At 61.4% G+C, this 18,924-nt stretch carries 20 protein-coding genes; 9 read left to right on the top strand and 11 right to left on the bottom strand.

Annotated elements, in window-relative coordinates; translation table 11 throughout:
• The 3 genes from IG168_RS15290 to IG168_RS15280 all read right to left on the bottom strand — a co-directional run.
• On the bottom strand, nucleotides 1-979 hold a 979-nt coding region (locus tag IG168_RS15290), incomplete at its 3' end, for a 4-phosphoerythronate dehydrogenase (RefSeq protein WP_193165285.1).
• 11 nt (nucleotides 980-990) lie between these two features.
• Complete coding sequence (locus IG168_RS15285) at nucleotides 991-1,914, bottom strand: 5'-3' exonuclease (protein ID WP_319024726.1); 924 nt, start codon at nucleotides 1,912-1,914, stop codon at nucleotides 991-993.
• Nucleotides 1,911-2,492 carry an elongation factor P hydroxylase gene (locus IG168_RS15280; RefSeq protein WP_226877019.1) on the bottom strand — a complete coding sequence of 194 codons (582 nt, stop codon included), beginning with the start codon at nucleotides 2,490-2,492 and terminating at the stop codon, nucleotides 1,911-1,913. Before IG168_RS15280 ends, IG168_RS15285 begins: the two co-directional genes overlap by 4 nt.
• A gap of 305 nt (nucleotides 2,493-2,797) precedes the next feature.
• Here IG168_RS15280 and IG168_RS15275 point away from each other — a divergent pair, with 305 nt between their 5' ends.
• Complete coding sequence (locus IG168_RS15275; RefSeq protein WP_193165284.1) at nucleotides 2,798-3,484, top strand: hypothetical protein; 687 nt, start codon at nucleotides 2,798-2,800, stop codon at nucleotides 3,482-3,484.
• 145 nt (nucleotides 3,485-3,629) lie between these two features.
• Here the strand turns inward: IG168_RS15275 and tusA are convergent, their stop codons facing one another.
• On the bottom strand, nucleotides 3,630-3,860 hold the full coding sequence (tusA, locus tag IG168_RS15270) for a sulfurtransferase TusA (RefSeq protein WP_193165283.1): 231 nt from the start codon (nucleotides 3,858-3,860) through the stop codon (nucleotides 3,630-3,632).
• Between the two features lie 144 nt (nucleotides 3,861-4,004).
• Here tusA and IG168_RS15265 point away from each other — a divergent pair, with 144 nt between their 5' ends.
• Nucleotides 4,005-4,289 carry an antibiotic biosynthesis monooxygenase family protein gene (locus tag IG168_RS15265; protein WP_193165282.1) on the top strand — a complete coding sequence of 95 codons (285 nt, stop codon included), beginning with the start codon at nucleotides 4,005-4,007 and terminating at the stop codon, nucleotides 4,287-4,289.
• Here IG168_RS15265 and IG168_RS15260 read toward each other — a convergent pair.
• The 4 genes from IG168_RS15260 to IG168_RS15245 form a co-directional block, all read right to left on the bottom strand.
• A complete protein-coding gene (locus tag IG168_RS15260; protein WP_193165281.1) occupies nucleotides 4,267-4,908 on the bottom strand; it encodes an alpha/beta family hydrolase in 642 nt (213 codons plus the stop codon). The two genes, IG168_RS15265 and IG168_RS15260, sit on opposite strands and share 23 nt — an antisense overlap.
• Entirely contained in the window at nucleotides 4,901-5,125 is a 225-nt protein-coding gene (locus tag IG168_RS15255; protein WP_193165280.1) for a YheU family protein, read from the bottom strand. Before IG168_RS15255 ends, IG168_RS15260 begins: the two co-directional genes overlap by 8 nt.
• A gap of 70 nt (nucleotides 5,126-5,195) precedes the next feature.
• Nucleotides 5,196-6,005 carry a class I SAM-dependent methyltransferase gene (locus IG168_RS15250; RefSeq protein ID WP_193165279.1) on the bottom strand — a complete coding sequence of 270 codons (810 nt, stop codon included), beginning with the start codon at nucleotides 6,003-6,005 and terminating at the stop codon, nucleotides 5,196-5,198.
• A gap of 18 nt (nucleotides 6,006-6,023) precedes the next feature.
• Nucleotides 6,024-6,326 (bottom strand): MTH1187 family thiamine-binding protein, encoded by a 303-nt coding sequence (locus IG168_RS15245; protein WP_193165278.1) that lies wholly within the window; start codon nucleotides 6,324-6,326, stop codon nucleotides 6,024-6,026.
• Between the two features lie 142 nt (nucleotides 6,327-6,468).
• Here IG168_RS15245 and IG168_RS15240 point away from each other — a divergent pair, with 142 nt between their 5' ends.
• The 4 genes from IG168_RS15240 (at nucleotide 6,469) to mnmC (ending at nucleotide 10,142) form a co-directional block, all read left to right on the top strand.
• A complete protein-coding gene (locus tag IG168_RS15240; RefSeq protein ID WP_193165277.1) occupies nucleotides 6,469-6,999 on the top strand; it encodes a glycine cleavage system protein R in 531 nt (176 codons plus the stop codon).
• A gap of 85 nt (nucleotides 7,000-7,084) precedes the next feature.
• Nucleotides 7,085-7,549, top strand: a complete 465-nt coding sequence (trmL, locus tag IG168_RS15235) for a tRNA (uridine(34)/cytosine(34)/5-carboxymethylaminomethyluridine(34)-2'-O)-methyltransferase TrmL (RefSeq protein WP_193165276.1) — start codon at nucleotides 7,085-7,087, stop codon at nucleotides 7,547-7,549.
• 18 nt (nucleotides 7,550-7,567) lie between these two features.
• The gene (fldB, locus tag IG168_RS15230; RefSeq protein ID WP_193165275.1) at nucleotides 7,568-8,092 is read left to right on the top strand and encodes a flavodoxin FldB; all 525 of its coding nucleotides are present in this window, start codon (nucleotides 7,568-7,570) and stop codon (nucleotides 8,090-8,092) included.
• 52 nt (nucleotides 8,093-8,144) lie between these two features.
• Nucleotides 8,145-10,142 (top strand): bifunctional tRNA (5-methylaminomethyl-2-thiouridine)(34)-methyltransferase MnmD/FAD-dependent 5-carboxymethylaminomethyl-2-thiouridine(34) oxidoreductase MnmC, encoded by a 1,998-nt coding sequence (gene mnmC / locus IG168_RS15225; RefSeq protein WP_319024725.1) that lies wholly within the window; start codon nucleotides 8,145-8,147, stop codon nucleotides 10,140-10,142.
• Between the two features lie 72 nt (nucleotides 10,143-10,214).
• On the opposite strand, the gene IG168_RS15220 is transcribed toward mnmC, so the two are convergent.
• The gene (locus IG168_RS15220; RefSeq protein ID WP_193165273.1) at nucleotides 10,215-10,832 is read right to left on the bottom strand and encodes a DUF502 domain-containing protein; all 618 of its coding nucleotides are present in this window, start codon (nucleotides 10,830-10,832) and stop codon (nucleotides 10,215-10,217) included.
• A gap of 11 nt (nucleotides 10,833-10,843) precedes the next feature.
• Between IG168_RS15220 and IG168_RS15215 the strand changes: the two genes are divergently transcribed.
• Nucleotides 10,844-11,623 (top strand): glutaminyl-peptide cyclotransferase, encoded by a 780-nt coding sequence (locus IG168_RS15215; protein ID WP_193165272.1) that lies wholly within the window; start codon nucleotides 10,844-10,846, stop codon nucleotides 11,621-11,623.
• A 29-nt stretch (nucleotides 11,624-11,652) separates the two neighbouring features.
• Here IG168_RS15215 and IG168_RS15210 read toward each other — a convergent pair whose 3' ends face one another.
• Nucleotides 11,653-12,045: a hypothetical protein gene (locus IG168_RS15210; RefSeq protein ID WP_193165271.1), complete on the bottom strand. Its 393-nt coding sequence runs from the start codon at nucleotides 12,043-12,045 to the stop codon at nucleotides 11,653-11,655.
• A gap of 284 nt (nucleotides 12,046-12,329) precedes the next feature.
• Here IG168_RS15210 and recQ point away from each other — a divergent pair, with 284 nt between their 5' ends.
• Nucleotides 12,330-14,147 (top strand): DNA helicase RecQ, encoded by a 1,818-nt coding sequence (gene recQ, locus IG168_RS15205; RefSeq protein ID WP_193165270.1) that lies wholly within the window; start codon nucleotides 12,330-12,332, stop codon nucleotides 14,145-14,147.
• A 268-nt stretch (nucleotides 14,148-14,415) separates the two neighbouring features.
• Complete coding sequence (locus tag IG168_RS15200; protein ID WP_193165269.1) at nucleotides 14,416-15,912, top strand: CoA-acylating methylmalonate-semialdehyde dehydrogenase; 1,497 nt, start codon at nucleotides 14,416-14,418, stop codon at nucleotides 15,910-15,912.
• 94 nt (nucleotides 15,913-16,006) lie between these two features.
• Here the strand turns inward: IG168_RS15200 and IG168_RS15195 are convergent, their stop codons facing one another.
• Nucleotides 16,007-18,811 carry a TonB-dependent receptor gene (locus tag IG168_RS15195; RefSeq protein WP_193165268.1) on the bottom strand — a complete coding sequence of 935 codons (2,805 nt, stop codon included), beginning with the start codon at nucleotides 18,809-18,811 and terminating at the stop codon, nucleotides 16,007-16,009.
• Between the last annotated feature and the right edge of the window lie 113 nt (nucleotides 18,812-18,924).

The following is an 18,924-nucleotide window of genomic DNA, read 5'->3' as shown; positions in this document are numbered from 1 at the left end:
CGCCTGCGGCGCCCGCGCGCAGGCGGCGGTCGTCTGCGCGGGGATCATAGATCTGCAACAGCAGTTCTGCCATCGCGGCAAATTCATCTGGAGCTGCCGCTGCCGGAGCCAGGGCGCGGCGCGTTGATGCGGCTCCGTCGCGGTCGATGTCGGAAACGTCCGGCAGGGACAGCGCTTTCGACAGCGCCGCGCGAATCATGCGGGTGCCGGCGAGCTTGCCGTCGAGGCTGTAGCCGGCAATATGCGGCGTGCCGATATCCACCAGTTGCAGCAGCGCCGTGTCGATGTCCGGTTCGTTTTCCCAGACATCCAGCACGGTAGTGACACGCCGGCCCTCACGCAACAGGGTCAGCAGCGCCGAGTTATCTATTACAGCGCCGCGGCCGGCGCTGATCAGTACAGCGCCGCCCTTGATTTTTTCCAGCTGTGCGCGCCCTATCATATGCAGACTCGGGTGCGGGCCACCTTTTACTAGCGGCGCGTGCAGGCAGACCACGTCCTGCCCCAGGACCCGATCCAGTGTGGCCGCGTCCGGATTGTCCGGCAGCCAGGGGTCATACACCGCACATTCCACGCCCAGCGCGTGGAGCCGCTGCTGCAACAGCCCGCCCACATTGCCACAGCCGACGATACCGAAGCTCCGCTGCCGCCAGTCGCAGCCCAGGGCCGCCAGCGCGCAGAATACATATTCTGCCACGGAGTTTGCATTGCAGCCCGGTGCGGCGCTCCAGGCAATACCGCTGCGATCCAGCCACGCGGTATCGAGATGGTCCGTACCGATGGTACAGCTGCCGACAAAGCGTACCGGTGTGCCGGCCAGCAGGGATTCGTCGACCCTGGTCACCGAGCGCACCAGCAGTACGTCGGCTTCCGCGACCTGCTCGCGGCGCAGGTCGCGCCCCGGCACCCGTATCAGTGTTCCCAGGTCACCGAAGTAGTCTTCCAGCGCCGGGATATTCTCGTCGGCGACAATCGTCATTCCGGACTCTGTCACAGCACCTCCGCTGTATCTGGACTCAAGGTTGGCGGACTCAATGTCCGCTGGATTTTAGCGTTCAGGCCGCCGATGCCGAATTCGAGCGCCAGCGCCTGGGCCACTTCGATATCGGCGCCGCGCCACTCGAGGTCGGCGCCGTCGATCGCCAGGCCTACCCGCTCTTCCAGCGAGGCCAGGCGCTTGGCCAGGGCAATCTGTTCCGCATGCTCTGCCAGGCGCACTGCCAGACCGGCGGCGCCGCGGAGGGACAGCCGGGCCACCCGATCGGTATTGGCGAGCAGCTGCTCGACGCTGTCGAATTCTTCCAGCAGGCGCGCCGCGGTTTTCTTACCCACCCCGGGCACGCCGGGAATATCGTCACTGGTGTCGCCCACCAGCGCCAGGTAATCGGCGATCTGCCCGGGGCGTACACCGAATTTGGCCTGTATCGCCGCGGCATCCAGGTGCTGGTCTGCGGCAAAATCCCACAGGGACACGGCACCCCGGTCCAGCAACTGCCCCAGGTCCTTGTCGCGACTGACAACCACCGGACCCTGTTCAAGGCACAGGCGCGTCAGCGTGGCGAGGATATCGTCCGCCTCGTAGCGCTCGCTGGCAAAACTGGCAATGCCAAAGGCCTCCGCCATTTCCCGACAGGCGGCCAGCTGGAAAGCCAGCGCTTCGTCCGGTAGCGCGCGGCTGCACTTGTAGTCCGGATAGAGCTCGTTGCGAAAGCAGCTGCCGAGGGATTCATCAAAGGCGCAGGCGATACGCACCGGCCGGCGGGCGAGCAGGTCCAGCAGGAAGTTGGCGAAACCGTAGACCGCCTCGGTGGAATAGCCCGAACGGCTCATCCAGTTCGGCGGCAGGGCAAAGTAGTAGCGGAAAATATATACCGAGGCATCCACCAATAATGGCGCCCGCTCGCCGACAGTCACTGCAGGTCCGCCTTCTGGTAGAGGTCGGCGCACAGCGGCTGCGGTCGCCCGAATTCCCGTGCCAGCGCCATGGCGAAGGTCCTGGCACGCTGGTTCATGCCGTCCGCACAGTAGGCGCGGACCTGCGCCCAGATCGCCTCTTTAAAGGCCGCGCTGGGGCCGAGATCACTCTCCAGATTGTCGGCACTGACCCGGAAACGCAGCCCGCAGGCCCGCGCGAAGATCCACTCCAGCGCCTGGGGCTTGACCTCCACCTGCTCAAACAACCGCTGCTGCTCGGCGCTGCGGCCGTCCGGAGCGTACCAGTAACCGTAGTCCGGCAGGCAGCGCCGGGCCTCACCGGCCACGCACCAGTGGGCCGCTTCGTGCAGCGCGCTGGCGGCATAGTCGCGGGTGAATTCCACTTGATGATAGGAGTGGCGGTCCCCCGCAGGGCGGTAAAAGGGTTCTTCGTAGCCCCCGCGCAGGCGCGTATTGAGGCCCGCCGGATCGGCAAAACAGCAATCGAATACCGCCGCAATGCGCTCGGCTGTAGGGCTGTCGGCCAATGGGGCACTGGCGCAGGGCTGGGCAGACAAGGGATTCTCCGCGGTTCGGCAAAGGCGCGGACTATAGCAATGCCACCGATAAGATCAAAGTCATGGAAAACCACACTGCTGATAACCAAGGAGTCTAACGCCTTGGTTGTATTTCGGTAATTCAGCATATACCTTTAGTTACAGGGACACCGGAAAGGGCCCCGCCCGGCATCCGGTTCCCCCAGGGGGGAATAAGCAGTCAAACGCCCTCCTGCCCCAGTCTTCATTCAGAGATAGGGCACCCGCGGTACGCGACATCTTCTGGATGGAGACGGTATACAACCGGCCCTGCAAGGAGGTGCTCCATGACCGACCACAACACCAGCAATGTGGTTGACCTCTTCACCGGCGAGCCAATCGAGACTTCTGCGAGCAGACGCTTTATCCGACTGTCGCCGGAGTTAGATGGCTTGGAAATGCTCTACTCCAACAGCTCCAGCGGCTCTGACCTCTACAGCCTGAAAATTCTCTGCTGGGGCCTCAAAGCGAATGGCGAGATTGTCGGTCTCGTTCCCTGGTTGAACTCCATCGTCGCCTGCCCGGATATCAAGGATCCCCTGGACGGCCGCTTTGAGGGTTACTACGACCCGGGTATCGAGGAAATCTTCCACGAACCCCCTATCCACAAAATCGTCGAGCTGGAGACTGCGGCGGAATATTTCGAGTACGAAAGCAGTAAGGCCGAGGAAGTACTACAGGAGATTCCGGACACCATTGGCACCCACGGGGTGTTCATGGATGAGCAGCGGGAAAACCTGACACTGACCGAAGTCGTGAGCTGGCGGCTGTACGCCAACGGCGAAATTCACGGTATGTTGATCGACCACGACAGCGTAGTCACCACCCCGGTGCTGCCCGGCGACCTGTGTCTCTACCCGGCCCAGGAAGCGCGGGATTTCCGCTATTTCTTCCAGCACCACATAGCCAACAAAATCAAATCCGAGGATCCGGAAGCACTGGCGGCGATTGCGGCGCTGGTGACCACGCCCTAGGGTCTCGGCACAGCATCGGTGATTCCTCCCCGCCGCCGCGGGGGGGGGGGATCACTCGCGACGCCTGGCGGGCTTAACCTGCCCTATCGCAAGACGCGGGCAGCACAGCACCGCTCGCCTCAACGCAAGCCCTCGCCATCAAGCGCTATTCAGCCTTTTTGATCCAGTAGACGAACTCGTCGTTCTCTTCGGCGTGCTCCACCAGCTCGTAGCCGAGAAACTGGCAGAACTTGGGAACATCCCGCTGGGTAGAGGGATCGGTGGCAAGCATCTGCAATATCTCGCCGGGTGCCACTTTACGCACTGCGGCGTGCAGCATCATGACAGGCTCCGGGCACAGCAGGCCGCGGGCATCTAAAGTGTGATCTGACTTCATGGAAGTATTTTCCGGGTTTTCTGCCTTGGCGTCACCTGCAACTTTGCCTGACCAGGCGGCCAAAATGCCCGCTTGCCGTTATATCGGTAGATCTGCGAGACGCGCTAAAATCCACGCAGTGAATCGGCAACTCAAGAGTAGAAGATGATTTACGTATTGATTGAGCGGGAAATCGCCGCAGACAAAATGGATGAGTACGAGGCCGCGGCGCGCAAGCTGCTCAATAACGCCTACCGCACCGTCGGCTTTGTCGACGGGCAGACGTACACGGAAAAAGGCAATCCGCAGCGCCGCTTTACCCTGTCAAAATGGCAGACGGCGGATCAGTGGGAACACTGGTATACCAGCGAAGAACGCCGTGCGCAGCTTGCCCAGCTGAGCCCGATGCTGGCGCAGGACGAACGGATCACGATTCTGGAGACCGCATAAAGGTCGCAGCCGCGTCCACAGCCGCTTGCCAGTGACCCGCCTGGGTTAAGCCACTGGCACGACGCGGCTTGAAGTCGTGGTCGCCATCCTCGAGCCACTCGATGCGAACCGCTTCCGGCAACGCGTATGAAATGACCTCCTCGCGATTGCCGAGCGGATCCCGCGTGCCCTGTACGATCAGAGCCGGACAGCGCAGCTCATACAGGTGCTCCGTGCGCAAGCTGTCGGGCTTGCCCTGCGGGTGAAACGGATATCCAAAACACACCAACCCCTCCACTGAGCCGTCCGCAAACAGCGCCTGTGCCAGCAGGCTGGCCACCCGCCCGCCGAGGGATTTCCCACCGATATAGAGCGGCAGCGACTCTCCATCGAATCGCGCAACCTGGGCACGAAAGCTGTCCAGCAACTGGGGCATGGGATTTGGCGGCCGCCGCGAGCCACCCCGGCGGCGCTCCGCCATATACGGAAACTCGAACCGCACCACCTCGATACCCCGCTCGCTCAGACCGGCACTGATTGCCTGCATGAAATCGCTGTCCATGGGCGCACCGGCGCCGTGGGCAAACAGGAAGCGGGCGCGGGCGTCACCGGCCGGTGTGTCGATCAGCTGATCAGGCATCGTCGGGAAGATCCTCGGCCAGCACCAGGTTGACAGACTCCTCGCCGGGCTCGAACCAGATCACCACCTCTCCCGACTGCAGCTGGCGCCGCAGACTCGCCACCTTGTCGACGAGACTGACTTCCCGCTCGCCGTAATCGGTGCCGTCGCGGGTGGCGTACTCCTCGAGCAGGTTTTGTAGGGTGTCCTGGTCGAGCTGGTTGTAAGGGATGCGCATACTTCTACTTCACTAATTGGCATTGGCGGGCAGACGATGGCCGGAATGCCCCGGCCATCGGGCCCGGACACTACATATCCGCGGGCTTGCTGAACAGCAGGGTCATACGATCGCTCTCGCCGATCGCCTGGTACTTGTCCTTGTCTTTGTCACCGAGACTCAGCGTCGGCGGCAGCGTCCAGACGCCCTTCGGATGATCGGCGGTATCTTTCGGGTTGGCATTGATCTCGCTGGTTTTCTCCAGCTTGAATCCGGCCTTTTCTGCCAGCGCGATAACGTAGTCCTGGGACACGTAACCGCTCTTCACCATATCTTCGCGGCTCGTTCCCGGCTTTGCGCGATGCTCGACCACGCCGAGAATACCGCCGGGCTTGAGTGCCTTGTAAAAGCTCTTGAAGGCATTCTCATCACTGCCGCTATTCATCCAGTTGTGCACATTGCGGAAAGTGAGCACCGCGTCGACGCTGCCCGCCGGCGCAATTTTACCGCCGTCGGCCGGATTGAATTCGGTCAGTTTCACTTTGCCGTAATCGGCGCTGTTACCGGCCAGCTTTTCCTGGAAAGATTTGCGGGACTTCTGGAAGTAGTTGGACTGGCTATCCGCGGGGAAATGCGCGGCGTAGAAAGTACCCTCGTCTTTCAGGTACGGCGCGAGGATTTCAGTGTACCAGCCGCCACCTGGCCAGATCTCCACCACCGTCATGTCCGGCCTGATGCCGAAGAACTTCAGCGTCTCTGCCGGATGGCGATACACATCGCGCGCCGCATTGGCTTTCTCGCGGTGATCACTGTTGATCGCCGACTGGAGATCGGCCGCCTCGGCCGCTCCGGTGAAGCTCGCCGCACAGGCCAGCACCGCCAGTAAAGTCTTCAGTTTCATGGTCTCTCCCGGTTGTTATTACTTATTCAATTTTGACTGAACGCTGTCGATTTTATCCTGCAACGACTGTTCGCGATCGGTACGGGTCCCCAGTTTAAGACTGGTGGTGATACGCGGTGCCCCGTGCGCATGAACGCGCTCGTGACAGCGTTTGACTGCCGCCATCACGTCGTCCCACTCCCCCTCGATGTTGGTGCCATAGGCGTGCATCTGGTGCTCGAGCCCGGCTTCCTCCAGAACCCGCTGACACTCCGCGACGTATTCCGCCACGGACACACCTACACCGATGGGAATTACGCACAGGTCCGCATGCACTTTCATCGACTGCACCCCCGAAGTTATCTGGCATCGAAATGGAAAATAACGCCTTTACGACCAACGGATGGTGTTATCAGACCAGCCGCCAATCGCTACAATTCAGTAAATCAGTGTAACCGTGTCTTCCGTAGCAAAGGAATAGCCCATGCAGCAGCACCTCGTAATTTCCCTGATCAGCGACGACAAACCCGGCGTGGTGGAAAAACTGTCCGCCGTGGTAGCAGACAACGGCGGCAACTGGGAGGACAGCCGCATGGCGCACTTCGCCGGCAAATTCGCCGGCATCCTGCGCGTCAGCGTGCCCAGCGATGCCTGCCAGGGCCTGCGCGATGCCCTCGCGGCGCTCGCCGGAGAGGGCTACAAACTGCAGATCGAAGAGGCGCTGGCGGTCGCCGGTGGAGCGATGCAGACTCTGCAACTCAAGCTGGTCGGCAATGACCGCCCCGGCATTGTGCGGGAGATCGCCCGCGCACTGGCCGCCCGCCATATCAATATGGAACAGCTGGATACCGGCTACGACAGCACGCCGTGGAGCGGCGAACCGCTGTTCACAGCCACCTGTACCATCCGGGTGGCGGAAGACATGGATCTGGACGGCCTGCGTGACGAGCTGGATGAAATTGCCGACGAGCTCGGCGTGGAGATCGACTGCGAGGAGATCGCCTCCACCCTCTAATTGTGAAATAATCCGCGCCTGATTGGGCCGGACACTCCCGTCCGGCCCCGCCCAATATTGGCCGCCACCACAACGGCCCCAGCCCATGTTCAAGATTGTTCTCTACCAACCGGAAATCGCCCCCAACACCGGCAATATCATTCGCCTCTGTGCCAATACCGGCGCCGAACTACACCTGATCGAGCCGCTGGGCTTTGCCATGGACGATAAGCGCCTGCGCCGCGCCGGACTGGATTACAGCGAATACAGTCGCGTGGTGCGCCACCGGGACTGGCCCGCGTTCGTCGAGACCGAAAAACCGGCGCGGGTATTGGCGCTGTCGACCAAGGGCAGCCGCAGCCACGCCGATTTTGCCTTTCGCCCGGACGACGCCATCGTGTTCGGCCCCGAAACCCGCGGCCTGCCGGCGGTCTTCCTGGACAATGTCGGCGAGGCACATACACTGCGCATCCCGATGCGCCCCGAAAGCCGCAGCATGAACCTCTCCAATGCCGTGGCCGTGGTCATTTACGAGGCCTGGCGACAGCTCGATTTCGCCGGCGCCCAATAAACCGAATCTGATTTCACCATGCTTGCACCTATTGGACTTTTTTACGGTTCCAGTACCTGTTACACCGAAATGGCGGCGGAAAAAATCCGCGACCGCATCGGTGCCGAGTGGATCGACCTGCACAACGTGGCCGAGGACGATATCGCCCTGGCGGAACAGTACGATTTCCTGATTTTTGGTATTCCCACCTGGGACTACGGTGAACTGCAGGAGGATTGGGAGAACATCTGGGACGACCTGGCCCAGCTCAACCTGCAAGGGAAGACCGTTGCCCTGTTCGGCCTCGGCGACCAGGAGGGCTATCCGCAATGGTTCCAGGATGCCCTCGGCTACCTGCACGCACAGCTTCTGGCCCTGGGCGCCCGCGCGGTGGGCTACTGGCCCGCCGAGGGCTACGAGTTCGAGGAATCCAAGGGACTGACCGAGGACGGCAGCTGTTTTGTCGGCCTGGCATTGGATGAGGAAAACGAGTTCGATCTCAGCGAGGAACGCATCGATCGCTGGTGTACGCAGGTCATGCGCGAATTCGGATTGCAGGCCTGAACTCATTAAGCTGCCCCGCGCAGCGCAGCAACTCTCGAGCAAACAGACGGCAGTGAGCGACAAACACCCCCACGCGCAAATCGAGTGGCGCGACGACGGCCAGCCACTGTCGCGCGCCTTCGCCGACATTTATTTTTCCAGCGCCTCGGGTCTCGGGGAGAGCCGCTACGTATTCCTGCAGCAGAACGACCTGCCCGAGCGCTGGGCGCAACTGCCCGACGGCGCCACCTTTACCATCGGCGAAACCGGCTTTGGCACCGGGCTCAATTTCCTCGCCGCCTGGGCACTGTGGCGGGAAACCGCACCGCCCGGCGCCTGCCTGCATTTCATCTCGGTGGAGAAATATCCGCTGCACCCGCAAGACCTCGCCCGCGCCCTGGCGCTGTGGCCACAGCTGCAACCACTGGCCGAGCAGCTGCAGCAGCAATACCCTCCGCTTCTCGCGCACGGCGTACACCGGCTGGACTTCGGCCGCATCTCGCTGACACTGGTGATCGGTGAAGCAAGCGCTGCATTCCATGCACTGCGGCTCGAGGATCCAACGCGTGATCGACAGGTCGACGCCTGGTTTCTGGATGGCTTTGCCCCGGCCAAAAACCCGGACATGTGGTCCGCTGCACTGTTCGAGAATATCGCCGCACTGAGTCGGCCGGCAGCGACATTCGCCACATTCACCTGTGCCGGGCTGGTCAAGCGCGGCCTGAAAGGCGCGGGTTTCACGCTGAAAAAAGTACCGGGCTTCGGGCGCAAGCGGGAGATGCTGCGCGGTGCCCTGGAAACCACGGGCCCCACCGCAATCACCGAAACGCCGTGGCACCTGCCGGACTCGCGGGACGAAGGCGGCCGGGATGCACGAAGTGTCGCCATCATTGGTGCCGGTATTGCCGGTGCCACCGCCGCCCGCGCGCTGGCCGAACGCGGCTTTCAGGTTAACGTCTTCGAGCGCGGCGCCCGCCCCGGCAGCGGTGCTTCAGGAAACGATCAGGGCATTCTGTACGCAAAGCTGTCGCCGAAACCCGGCCCCAATGGCGATTTCAATCTGCACGCCCTGATGTTCGCACTGCGCTATTACCGCAGTTTTTGCCCGCAGGCAGTGCATTTCAATGGACTGCTGCAACTGGCACAGACGGAAAAAGAACAGTCCCTGCACGCTCAGGTGGCCAAGTGGCTCGAGCCGCACAAGGCCGAAAATCTGGTGCGCCCCGTCGGCGCCGCCGAGGCCGGTGAACTGGCGGGCCTGCCGCTACCGTGCGGCGGGCTGTATTTTCCCTCCGCCGGCTGGCTGCAACCGTCCGTGGTCTGTGCAACCCTGTTACAGCACGACAATATCCGCGTGCACTGCGAAACGCAGATCGACAACCTGGAAGAGAGTGCGGGTGGTTGGTCATTGCGGTCTGCCGCAGGTGAATCCTTTTCCGCGGATATCGCCATCGTATGCGCCGCCAACGAAATCCGTGAACTGCCCCACACCGCTGCCCTGCCCCTGCGCCCAATTCGCGGCCAGGTATCCGGCGCCGCCGCTTGCGACACTTCGCGCAAGCTGCGCACCGTGCTCTGCGGTGAAGGCTATATCACGCCGGCATTCGAGGATCGCCACAGCTTCGGTGCCACATTCAAGCTAAAAGAGACACAGACCCAACTGCGCGACGAGGAACACCGGGAAAACCTGGAAATCCTCGCAGGCCTTCTACCGGCCATTGCCAGTGAGTTTTCCCAGCAACAACTGCACGGCCGCGCTGCCCTCCGCGCAGCGACCCCGGACTATTTGCCGATGGCCGGCCCGGTACCGGACTGGGATGCCCTGGCGCAGACCTACGCCGGCTTGCAGAAGAACCGCAAAGCGCTGATTGCCGAACGCACCACCTACCGGCGCAACCTGTACGTGCTCGGCGGGCTCGGCTCCCGCGGATTTACCTATGCGCCACTCGTGGCAGAAGTTGTGGCGGGCTGGATTGACGGCGGTGTCATGCCCGTGTCGGCAGAACTGGTCAAGGCACTGCACCCGGCGCGCTTCGCCATCCGCGCGCTGGGTAAGAACCGCAGCACCTGACCGAGGGGATAGCGCGGGAGGACTCCGGTATCCCGGCGCAACCCGCTATCGTCTGAAGAAACCTGGAAAAATCTACTCGGTGGCTGGCGCCAGCAGATTGCCGCTGCCCGAGCCGCAGGCGACGATGGATTTCATTGCCGCCTCCACGGTTACGTTCGGGAGGATTTCCACACAGTCCTCCGGTACGTGGTAGACAAATCCGGAAGTGGGTACCGGTGCAGTCGGCACATACACGGTGTAGTCGCCATTGTCGTGACGCGAAGTAACGATCGCCGTCACTGACAACGGAATGTCGGGGCCGTGAATTTTCACCCGCGCCACGGGACCGGCGAGCACCCCCTCTCCTGTACCACTGCCGATGAACTGCAGCACCAGGTCCTTGATGGTGTTGTATCCCGGCGCAAGACGCCCCAGCCAGTGATCCATATGGCGGTGCAGCCAGCGCCCGACACTGGTTTTGACCAGCAGGCCGATCAGAAAACAGCCGCCGAGAATCAGCGCTATCACTGCCAGGCGCGCGAGGGTATCCTTAAAATGTGTGTGGGCCTCCAACCACTGGACGGCCGGGGCCACCAGCTCGCTGATGTGGCCGAACAGCCACTGAAACAGCAGAATAAAGATGGCGATGGGCAAGACCACCGCCAGGCCCCCCAGCAGGGTCAAAGTGATAAACGTTTTTACTCTGGTCATAGCCTGTTCTGATGCAAAAATTTCTGTTACTGCTTCTCGCCCTGATGCCGCTCAGCGGCTTCGCCGAAGTACCACTCGCGAATACCCCCTACATCAAACTGGACGAGCGCAGCCGGCCCGCGGATCACTTTACCCAGGGGCTTTTTTTTGATGGCCAGCGCTGGTGGGAGAGCAGCGGCCTGTACGGGCAGTCCTGGCTGGCCGAGTATACCGACCCCAGCGCCAATCCCCTACGGCGCAAGTGGCTGGCTGCGAACCGCTTCGCAGAAGGATTGGCCGTACACGGCGACCGCCTGTACCTGTTGACCTACAAGGCAGGTCTCGTGCAGGTATTCCGGCTCAGCGACCTGAAGCCGCTCGAAACCCACGAGTATTCTGGCGAGGGGTGGGGACTGACCAGTGACGGCAAGCAACTGATTATGAGTAACGGCAGCGATACGCTGACTTTCCGCGACCCGGAAGATTTCACTGTGCAGCGCCGCCTCAAGGTTCACGGTGGTGGACGGCAGTGGTCGCAATTAAATGAACTGGAATACGTACACGGATTGATCTGGGCGAATATCTGGCAGGACACACACATCATCGCCATCGACCCGCAAAGCGGTCTGGTGCGGGGGCAGATCGATATCAGCGCACTGGCGCCGCCAAAGTCCGGGAACCCGGATGTAGTCGCCAATGGCATCGCCTGGGACGAGACCCGTAACGGGCTCTGGGTCACGGGCAAGTTCTGGCCGAAACTCTATCTGATTCAGCCCCAGGGACTGGGTTTCGAAGGCGGGAAGAAACAGTAAACCCGGCCGGCGCTGCCGGGAGAAAGCACTCAGCCGCGGTAGTAATCGATCACCGTCAGTACACCGCCACCGCGCAAGCGCTCAAGCGCCGCGCCGGAGATCTGCAGGCGGTAACCGTGCCCCCGGCGCTGCAGGGTCACGCCGTCGGCACCGTCGACACCGCTGTACAGCATCGCGCTCTGGCCGTTCTCGCCGACCCACTGCACCCCTTCCACTTTCTGCATGCCCGGCAGGTCCAACGTCAGGGTCTGCAGGTCGTCCGGGAGCGGGCGCAGCTCAACGCGCGCGATGCCTGTCGCTGTGGCCAGGGAGAAAGCCAGCTGGTGTTCGGGTGCCGGCTGCCAGCCGAGGTGGGTATCCGCCAGGGCGGACTGAACGAGAGTCTGCGGAGCCGTGGCCGCACATCCTGTGAAGCTCGCCACCCCCATTGCCAACAACCAAGACATCGTTATTGAAGTACGCATCATTTTGTCCTTGCGGAAGCCCTACCACACCCCTGTCGCTGCAACGCGGACGCCCGGGGAGGCTCCCTGCCTATGTCTGTGGTGCCGCGATTATAGTCCGACGGCCCGCAAACCATGATCAAAAGCACGACAATATTGTGAATTACCGCCACAAATACAATGGTGAAACCCGCCAGAAGAGCAACGATTTCCCCGCCATTGCGCACTGATATGTCGCCGGTCCCGCGGTATACTGCGCCGCTATGACATCCCCTCAGCAGATCCTCGAACACACCTTCGGCTACACCGAATTCCGCGGGCCCCAGCGCCAGGTCATCGACACCCTGATGTCGGGCCGCGATGCCCTGGTCCTGATGCCCACTGGCGGCGGCAAGTCCCTTTGCTACCAGATACCGGCGCTGGCGCGCCCCGGTTGCGGCGTGGTTGTGTCGCCGCTCATTGCCCTGATGCAAGACCAGGTGGAGGCACTTCAGGCCGCCGGCGTACGCGCCGCCTTCCTGAACTCGTCCCTGCCGTTCGACGAAGCGCAGAATATCGAGACCGCCCTGCTGCACGGGGAGCTGGACCTGCTCTACCTGGCGCCGGAGCGGCTACTGCAGCCCCGCACGCTGGGACTGTTGCAGCGGGTGGAGCTGTCGCTGTTTGCGATTGACGAGGCCCACTGCGTCTCCCAGTGGGGACACGACTTCCGCGCCGACTACCTGCAGCTGAACTGCCTGCACGAGCAGTTTCCGCGGGTGCCGCGCATTGCGCTGACCGCCACTGCCGACCAGCGCACCCGCGAGGAGATAGCCCGACGCCTGGATCTCGAGGGTGCCGAGCACTTCGTCAGCAGCTTCGACCGCCCCAACATCCAGTATCGCATTGCGCAGAAGAACAACCCGCGCCGCCAATTGTTACAGTTTCTGCGCGACGAACAGCAGGACAATGCCGGTATCGTCTACTGCCTGTCCCGCAGCAAGGTAGAGAACACCGCCGACTGGCTGCGCCAGCAGGGTTTCAACGCCTTGCCCTATCACGCCGGTCTCCCCGCCGATGTGCGCGCCGACCACCAGCGCCGCTTCCTGCGCGAAGACGGTGTCATCGTTGTCGCCACCATCGCGTTTGGCATGGGGATCGACAAGCCGGACGTGCGCTTCGTCGCCCACCTCGACCTGCCCAAGAGTGTCGAAGCCTATTACCAGGAAACCGGCCGCGCCGGGCGCGACGGCGAAGCCTCCACCACGCTGCTGCTCTACGGACTGGAAGACGTGGTGAAACTGGGGCAGATGGCCGCCGGCTCTGAGGGCAGCGAGGAGCACAAGCGCCAGGAGCGAAATCGCCTCAATGCCATGCTCGGCCTGTGTGAAATCACCAGCTGCCGCCGCCAGGCACTGCTGCGTTATTTCGCCGAGGAACTGCCCCAACCCTGCGGCAACTGTGACACCTGCCTGCAACCGCCGCAGACCTGGGATGGCACCCAGGCGGCCGCCAAACTGCTGTCCTGTGTCTACCGCACCGGCCAGCGTTTCGGCGCCGCCCATGTCATCGATGTATTGCGCGGCTCAGAGAACGAAAAAGTGCGCAAATTCGGGCACGACAAGGTCTCCACCTATGGGATCGGCACCGAATATACGGCCAATGAATGGCGCGCCGTGGTGCGCCAGCTGGTAGTCCGCGGCTATCTCGAGGTCGAAGGGGAATTCCAGAACCTGCGCCTGACAGAGGCCTGCCGCCCGCTGCTGCGCGGGGAGGAATCCGTCGAGTTGCGCACGCTGCCACCGAGCGCGAAAGCAAGTCGCGGGGAGTCCCGTTCTGGCGCCGCGGCGGCCGATATCGACCCCGCTGACGAACCCCTGTGGCAGGCCCTGCGCGCCTGCCGCAAGCAGCTCGCGGAGGACAAGGGCGTCCCTCCCTATGTGATTTTCCACGACGCCACACTGCGCGGCATGGTGGCAGCCAAACCCCAGAGCCGGGAAGCGCTACTGGCCGTTTCCGGCATCGGCGACAGCAAGCTGGAAAAATTCGGCGACGCCTTCCTGGCAGTGTTGCGGGACTTCGCGCCAGCTTCCACCCTCTAGCTCCACGGCCACCTAACCTGCCCCACCGCCCGTGGACAAACGTCCCGGCGGGGTTTTTCCGTTCTCTGCGGCAAAATACTGGCGCGCCAATTTACATTGCGGCGCACAGGCCGGAGCCGCGCCCGCCATTACCGCTTATGCTCGAAGCCTGACAGACAGTAATGTCTTTCCCGGGCGGATTCCGCTGACGAACACTCCAGATTCCGGCAATCCTATCCGCGGGAAAACAGCCACTCGAATAACAGGATAAACCCAAGGAGACGACATCATGCAAACCGTCGGCCACCTGATCAACGGCAAAATCGTCGCCACCGACCAGCGTCATCAGGACCTGGTCAATCCGTCCACCAACGAGGTAACCGCCAGAGTCGCCCTGGCCAGCAAGGCCACGGTGGAAGATGCGATCAGTGCCGCAGCTGCCGCCTACCCGGCCTGGCGCGATGTACCCCCGATCAAGCGCGCGCGCATCATGTTCCGCCTCAAGGACCTGTTGGAACAGAACGCCGACAAGATCTGCGAATTACTCACCCGTGAACACGGCAAGGTCCTGAACGACGCCATGGGCGAACTGCAGCGCGGCATAGAAAACGTCGAATACACTTGCGGCGTACCCGAGTTACTGAAGGGTGAGCACAGCCGCAACGTCGGGCCGGCGATCGATTCCTGGAGCGAGTTCCAGCCACTGGGCGTCTGCGCCGGTATCACACCGTTCAACTTTCCCGCCATGGTGCCACTGTGGATGTGGCCGATGGCCATTGCCTGCGGCAACACTTTTGTATTGAAACCCTCCGAACGCGATCCCAGCTGCGCGCTGTTTATTGCCCAGCTGGGCATGGAGGCCGGCATCCCCCCGGGTGTGCTGAATGTCGTCAACGGCGACAAGGAAGCCGTGGATACGCTGCTGACCGACAAGCGCGTACAGGCCGTCAGTTTTGTTGGCTCCACGCCGATTGCCGAATATGTCTACACCACCGGCACCGCCAGCGGTAAACGGGTGCAGTCGTTTGGCGGCGCCAAGAATCACGCGCTGGTGCTGCCGGATGCGGATCTGGACAACGCGGCCAGTGCACTGATGGGCGCCGCCTATGGTTCCTGTGGCGAGCGCTGTATGGCGATCTCCGTGGTCGTCGCCGTGGGCGATGCCACCGCCGATGCCCTGGTGGAGAAACTCAAGGCGCAGATCGCTGAACTGAAAGTTGGCGACGGCATGGACAACAACAATGATATGGGCCCGATGGTCACCCGCGCGCTGAAGGAAAAGGTCGAGGGCTATATCGCCACCGGTATCGAGGAAGGCGCCGAGCTGGCAGTCGACGGTCGCGGCCTGACCGTCGCCGGTTTCGAAAACGGCAATTACCTCGGCGCCTGCCTGTTCGATCGGGTGAAACAGGGGATGGTCATCCACTCGGAGGAAATCTTCGGCCCGGTGCTGTGCGTCATGCGCGTGGAAACCGTGCAGGAAGGAATGGATATCATCGACGCCCACGAGTACGGCAACGGCACCTGTATTTTTACCCGCGACGGCGAGGCGGCGCGCTACTTCAGCGACAACATCAAGATCGGCATGGTCGGCATCAACGTGCCCCTGCCGGTACCGGTGGCCTACCAGAGTTTTGGCGGCTGGAAACATTCACGCTTCGGCGACCTGCACGCCTATGGTCCGGATTCCGTGCGCTTCTATACCGTGCGCAAAACCATGACGCAGCGCTGGCCGGCCAGTGGCGTCCGCGAGGGCGTGCAGTTCAGTTTCCCGAGCCATCACTGAGATCACGCGTCGATCTGCCGCACCGACTTGCAACGGGCAATAAAAAAAGGCAGCCCGAGGGCTGCCTGAATGTGAGACGCGATGATGAGTCCTGTTAGAAGGAGTAGCGCGCGCCCAGCGCAAAGGTACGACTGTAAATGGAAGAGCCGAAGTTATAGACACTTGGGTTTTCGTAGTAGCTCTGGTATTCCCCGTCGAGCAGATTGGTCGCATCGAAGGTAACCAGCAGGTTGTCCGTCACGTCGTAACTGGCCTGGAAATCCATACTGGTTTCTGCCTTGCGGTATACACCCAGTGGGTTGGCGAACAGGCGTGCCTCATAATTGTTGAGGAAGTCATCGCGCCATACATAGGACAGACGCATATCCGCCGGTCCCTTGTCGTAGGCCAGCACCACGCTGTAAGAGGAATCCGACACACCGAACATCGGTGTTTCCTTCATACCGGTTTTGTTACCCAGCTCGTCGTATAGCGGAATCTTCTGCGAGGAGTCCAGCGCGGTATAGCTGGCCTGAACGCCGAAGCCGTCGAGCCACGCCGGCAGATTGTCCGGGAAGTAAACCGCACCCAGTTCAAAGCCCTTCAGCACGCCGTCGGAACTGTTGTCCGGCTGGGACAGAATATACGGATAAGGCGCAGTGTCATCCGGCCCCTGGTAAGTCACCCGGCGCACGGAATCGTAAACGAAGCCGTCAATATTGCGGCGGAACAGGGTGCCGTAAATCGCGCTGGTATCGGAGAAGTACCATTCCAGGGACAGGTCGAGATTCTGCGACTCCACCGGTTTCAGGTCCGGGTTGCCACCGGAGGCCGTACCGTAACCAATATTGGTCACGTCTTCGTAGTAGTAAATAAAGGAGTTCAGCTGACTGAAATTCGGGCGGCGCAGCGTCTCAGTATAGGCGAAGCGCGCCATCAGATCGTCGGTCAGGTGATAGCGGGTCACGAAGCTCGGTAGCAGCTTGGAGTTGCTGGCGGTTGCTGAACTTTTGTGTCCCGGCTGGCCCGCATCCACATCGATATCGTAAAAGGTCATATCAGTGTCAGCTGACACGTAACGCAGGCCAAATTCACCATCCAGGGTCTTGCCGGCGATTTCCGTATCAAAGTCGCCCTGCAGGTACAGCGAGGTAGTGGCCTCATCGATTTCGAAGGTTTTTTCCAGCGGTTGCGCCTGCAGGCCGTACATCGAGCGGAATTCACCGATGTGGTCGCTCAGGTAATACCCGTTGGCGACTACCCACTCAGTGGGAATATCGGTGCGCCCGTCAAAGAAGCCACGGCTGGTGTACTGCAGTCCATCAGGCAGCTCACTGAGTGGCCGGCCCAGATAGGCGTCTTGGCCGCGAGTCGCTTCCGAAGCGCCGCGCGCATCGTAACTGAGGCCAAAGTCCAGTTTGTTGACCCAGCCGAAATTCACATCCAGCTCGCCGTCTAACGTGTAAGTTAGCGCATCGCCCTCACTACTGCCGCCGTTGTCATACAGCTGGGCAACATTCCACTGGGAAGCATCAGTCAGATCACTCTCATCCACGTTGGGCGTGGCGGGGTCGTCATAGAACTCCAGATCCGGCATGCCGTCGCCGCTGTTGAAGTCCACACCCAGGCCGTAAGCGACGCGGTCGGTGCGCATGGCGATAAAGTTGGTTTCGTACTTACTGTTCTGGTAGACGATTTCGGATTCCAGCCTGAAGCTGTCGCTGATATCCCATTTACCACCCAGCGCATAGACGTAGCTATCGGTCTGGCTCTCGGTCAGGTCGCCACTGTTGAAACCATAGGGGTGGTCCACATCGCGGGCCTTGACCACATTGGTGCCAGGGTACAGTTCCACATCGCCACCGCGCGGCAGGCCGGATGCATCGCCCCACCAGTCAACGAAGGAGAACATCAGCGAGTTGAACGATTCGTTGCGGTAGCCATTGTAGAAGGCTTCAAACAGATATTCGGAAGAGTCGTTAGGGGCAAACTGCAGCGAGATATTTGCGGCCGGGCGCTCGCGCTTACCAGTGAAATCGCTGGCAAAGATGGCGTCGCGGCCCAGTACATAGTTAACGTCCTGGCCGTTCATCTGCAGCGTGGAACCGGCACCATAGGGCAGACCGGATTCCAGACCTGGTTGCCAGACCGGATCTTCACTCACGCGGCCATCGGTGGGGAAAATACGCTCATAGGGCACCCAACCGTCCGGCGCATCGCCAGTCACGAAGGGCACCACGGCACCGGGGGTGATGCTCTGGTCGCGGTAGTTGGTCTCCGCATAAGAAAAGTTTACCAGTGCACCAAAATCACCGGCGCTGGTCTGCCAGCGGTTACTGAACAGGCCACTCAGGTTGGGATCGGTGGAATCCGCCTGCTCCTGGTTGATACCACGCGCCGCAAGGACCACCTTGCTGCCGTCGAAATCGAACGGGCGCTGGGTGTGAATATCGATCTGTCCGGCGATGCCGCTTTCGAGCTGGTTTGCCGAGCGGGTTTTGTAAACGTCCACGCTCTTCAACAGACTCGCCGGCACATCGGCCAGCGCCACCGAGCGACCGGAGGCAGTGAAAATCTGGCGGCCGTTGACGGTAGTGGTCACGTCGGTCAGGCCGCGGATGGAAACGGTATTAACTTCACCAGTACCGCGGTCGGTCACCTGCACACCGGAGACCCGCTGCAGGGCTTCAACGACGTTGTTGTCGGGGAACTTGCCGATATCTTCGGCAACGATAGAGTCGACGATCTGCATTTTCTGCTGCTTGATGTCGATCGCTTTTTCCAGGCTCGCGCGAATGCCGGTCACTTCAACTTCTTCGATGGCACCGGAGCTGTTGCTGTCTGTTTGTGCGATAGCCTGCATACCGCCAAGGGCGCCCACCATCGCAATGGATGAACAGAGTAAACGCTGCTTGAACATAAATATCTCCCATCTGGGTTTTATTATTTATTGTGTTGCCGAAAATTCAGAGCCCGACCAAACAACACCAGGCCCCACGAAACCCACGCTGAAATCAGCGCGTAATTCCGCCA

The sequence above is a fragment of the Microbulbifer hainanensis genome (assembly GCF_014904735.1).
Taxonomy (GTDB): Bacteria; Pseudomonadota; Gammaproteobacteria; order Pseudomonadales; family Cellvibrionaceae; genus Microbulbifer; species Microbulbifer hainanensis.
This window is presented reverse-complemented; position numbering and strand designations above follow the sequence as displayed.